The sequence below is a fragment of the Micromonospora sp. NPDC002411 genome, assembly GCF_053592955.1.
Genome location: NZ_JBSFBM010000514.1, coordinates 1 through 3,300 on the forward strand (window position 1 = coordinate 1; position 3,300 = coordinate 3,300).

At 73.2% G+C, this 3,300-nt stretch carries 3 protein-coding genes; 1 reads left to right on the top strand and 2 read right to left on the bottom strand.

All coding sequences use genetic code 11. The annotated features are described in order from the left end of the window. On the top strand, positions 1 to 917 hold a 917-nt coding region (locus ACWCO3_RS33170), incomplete at its 5' end, for a carboxylate-amine ligase (protein ID WP_450013878.1). A gap of 31 nt (positions 918 to 948) precedes the next feature. Here the strand turns inward: ACWCO3_RS33170 and ACWCO3_RS33175 are convergent. Together ACWCO3_RS33175 and ACWCO3_RS33180 are read right to left on the bottom strand one after the other, a co-directional pair. Next, positions 949 to 2,733 carry an N-acetylglutaminylglutamine amidotransferase gene (locus ACWCO3_RS33175; RefSeq protein WP_450013880.1) on the bottom strand — a complete coding sequence of 595 codons (1,785 nt, stop codon included), beginning with the start codon at positions 2,731 to 2,733 and terminating at the stop codon, positions 949 to 951. A gap of 161 nt (positions 2,734 to 2,894) precedes the next feature. Next, positions 2,895 to 3,300: MarR family winged helix-turn-helix transcriptional regulator (locus ACWCO3_RS33180; protein WP_450013882.1), on the bottom strand; the 406-nt coding region annotated here is incomplete at its 5' end.

The window sequence follows — 3,300 nt, forward strand, 5'->3', positions numbered from 1 at the left end:
AAGAGTTGACCCTTGCTGGTGCCGGTGTGTGCCATCACGTCCTCGAGGCGTACCTCGTCGACGCCGCGCTCGCGGATCTCGGCGGCCGCGCCCGCCCCGTTGCCGAGCCGCACCGGACGGTCCCCGACCGGCCCCGCTATCACGCGATGTCGCGCCGGTACGGTCCGGTGGCGCACGACCCGGCGGTCTGCGGCTGTCACGTGCACGTCGGGCTGCCCGACCGGGAACTGGCCGTGCAGGTCTGCAACCACCTGCGCACGTGGCTGCCGGTGATCCAGGCGATCACCACCAACTCGCCGCTGCACGACGGGCGCGACACCGGCCACGCCAGTTGGCGGTCGATGCAGCTGGAACGGTGGCCCAGCATCGGTCCGACTCCGTACTTCGACTCCGCCGCCGACTACGACCGGACCGTGGACGAGCTGATCGCCGCCGGCATCATGCTCGACGCCGCGATGGTCTACTGGTACGCCCGGCCGTCGTCGGCGTACCCGACAGTGGAGGTGCGGGTGGGCGACGTCTGCTCCGACGTGGACGACACGGTCCTGGTCGCCGCGCTGGTCCGGTCCCTCGTCGCCACCCTGGCCGACGACGTACGCGCCGGGGTGACCGCCCCGCACACCCGGGACTGTCTGGTCGCCGCCGCGCACTGGCGGGCCGCCCACGACGGCCTCGACGGCGAGCTGATCGACCTGCGCGCCGGTGGCACCCGACCAGCCTGGGCGCTGGTCGACGAGCTGATGGCGGTGATCGCCCCGGCCCTGCTGCGCCACGGCGACCTCGGGTACGTGCTGGCGCACCTGGCCCGGCTGCGCCGCGACGGGACCGGCGCGACACGGCAGCGCCGGGTGCTGGAAAGTACCGGTGACCTGCGCGCCGTCATCGACGACCTGGCCGGCCGCACCGCCGCCACCTGACTGCGACCTGACGTCAGGGGAGTGGCGCGGCTCAGCGGACGTCGTGCGTCTGCAACCACAGCTCCAGCAGGCCGAGCTGCCACAGCTTGTTACTGCCGGCCGCCGCCTCGGCCCGGTCCGGCTCGGCGAGCAGGTGTGCCACGTACTCCGGTCGGAACAGCCCTCGCTCGCGCGCGGCCGGCGCCTGCAACGCCTCGGCGACCAGCTCCCGCACCGGGCCGTCCACGTTGCGCAACGCCGGCACGGGGAAGTACCCCTTGCGACGGTCGATCACCTCGGCGGACAGCACCTCCCGGGCGACCTCCTTGAGGACGCCCTTACCGCCCTGCGCGACCTTGTGCTCCGGCGGACAGTGCGCGGCCAGGGTGACCAGGTCCTGGTCGAGGAAGGGCGTGCGTACCTCCAGGCCCCACGCCATGCTCATGCTGTCCACCCGCTTGACCGGGTCGTCGGGGAGCATCAGGTGGGTGTCCAGGCGCAGCACGGCATCGAGCGCGGTCTGCGCCCCCGGCGCGGCGAGGTGCCCGGCGAGCAGTTCCCGGCTGGCGTCGTGCTCCAGCGCGTACTCCGGGCCGACGAGGTTGCGCAGCTCGTCGTGGTCGCGGTCGAAGAACGCGGCGGCGAACGTCTCGGCGGCGCTGTGCCGAGGCACCTCGGTGAGCGGCTGGTGGTAGCCGTAGCCGGCGAACACCTCGTCGGCGCCCTGCCCGGACTGCGCCACCTTCACGTGGTGCGCCACCTGCTCGGACAGCAGGTGGAAGGCGACCACGTCGTGGCTGCCCATCGGCTCGGTCATCGCCAGCACCGCACGCCGTACGGCGGGCACCAGGTCGTCGTCGGCCAGCCGGATCCGGTGGTGGTCGGTGTCGAACGCGCGGGCCACCAGGTCGGAGTAGTGGAACTCGTCGCCGGACTCGCCGCCCCGACTGTCGAAGCCGATGCTGAACGTCCGCAGGTGCTGCTGGCCGGCCTCGGCGAGGAGCGCCACGATGAGGCTGGAGTCCAGACCACCGGACAGCAGCACGCCTACCGGTACGTCGGCGACCAGCCGTCGGCGTACCGCCGCGCGCAGCGCGTCCCCGATGGCAGCCCGCCAGTCGGCGGCGTCCATCCCCGTGTCGGCGGGCTCCCGCACGTAGTCGGGTCGCCAGTACACCTCCTCGCGGCTGCGCCCGTCCGCCTCGATCACCCGCAGGGTGGCTGGCGGCAGCTTGCGCACACCACGCAGCACCGTCCGGGGCGCGGGCACGATGGAGTGCCAGGACAGGTAGTGGTGCAGCGCCACCGGGTCGATGCCGGTGTCGACGTCGCCGGCGGCCAGCAGCGCGGGCAGGGTGGAGGCGAACCGGAGCCGCCCGGGCGTCTCGGCGAGGTAGAGCGGCTTGATGCCGAGCCGGTCGCGGGCCAGCACCAACCGCTGCCGGGCCCGGTCCACCAGGCCGATCGCGAACATGCCGACCAGGTGGTCGACGAAACGCTCACCCCAGTGCGCGTACGCCACCAGGATCACCTCGGTGTCGCTGGTGGAGTGGAACGCGTACCCGGCGTTGCGCAACTCCTCGCGTAGCTCCGGGTAGTTGTAGATGCAGCCGTTGAAGACCAGGGCGAGGCCCAGGTCGTCGCGGACCATCGGCTGCCCGCCCGCGTCGGACAGGTCGATGATGGTCAACCGGCGGTGCCCGAGGGTCACCCAACCGTCGGCGAACAGGCCCTCGTCGTCCGGGCCGCGGGATCGCATCGCCTCGGTCATCCGGGTGACCGCCGCCGCGTCAGGGGACCGGCCGTCGAACCGCGCCTCCCCGCTGATCCCGCACATCAGGCGGGGCGGTGCTGGTCCAGGGCAGACATGGCCCTCCTGTCAGGTCTCCCCGACTGGTGGTGGCGGGGCCCGCGGTGGGAACGGGGCCGCTGGCTACCCGGGTAGCGGGTGGGCAAACCCGCAGGTGGTCCCGCGTCCGGTGGCCCCGCCCGTCCGGCTCAGCCGCGCAGGGTGCGCAGGATGCGGGCCAGTTCGGCACGGTCGGTCTCGTCGAGGTGCCCGAAGAAGCGGTCGGCCTCGGCCCGGCGGGCGGCCCGGATGGCGGTGCTGACCCGGTTGCCCTCGTCGGTGAGGGCGACAAGTGTGGCTCGCCGGTCGGCCGGGTCGGGGCGGCGCTCGACGAGCCCACGGGTCTGCAGGTCGTCGATGACCTCGGTGGCCGAGCGGGGCGCGATGCGCAGGTGCTCGGCGAGTGTTCCGGGGCGTACCTCGCCGTGGCGGCCCAGGACACCGAGCGCCCGGGACTGGCTGGGGGTGATGTCCCAGGGCGCCAACGACTCCCGGGTCTGCCGCCGCAAACGGGACGCCACCGCCCAGAACGTCTCGGCGAGGCTGTCGTCAGTG

Bases quoted from the DNA above. Each gene is read 5' to 3' on its own strand.
- ACWCO3_RS33175 (WP_450013880.1), bottom strand. From the start codon at position 2,733: ATGTGCGGGATCAGCGGGGAGGCGCGGTTCGACGGCCGGTCCCCTGAC.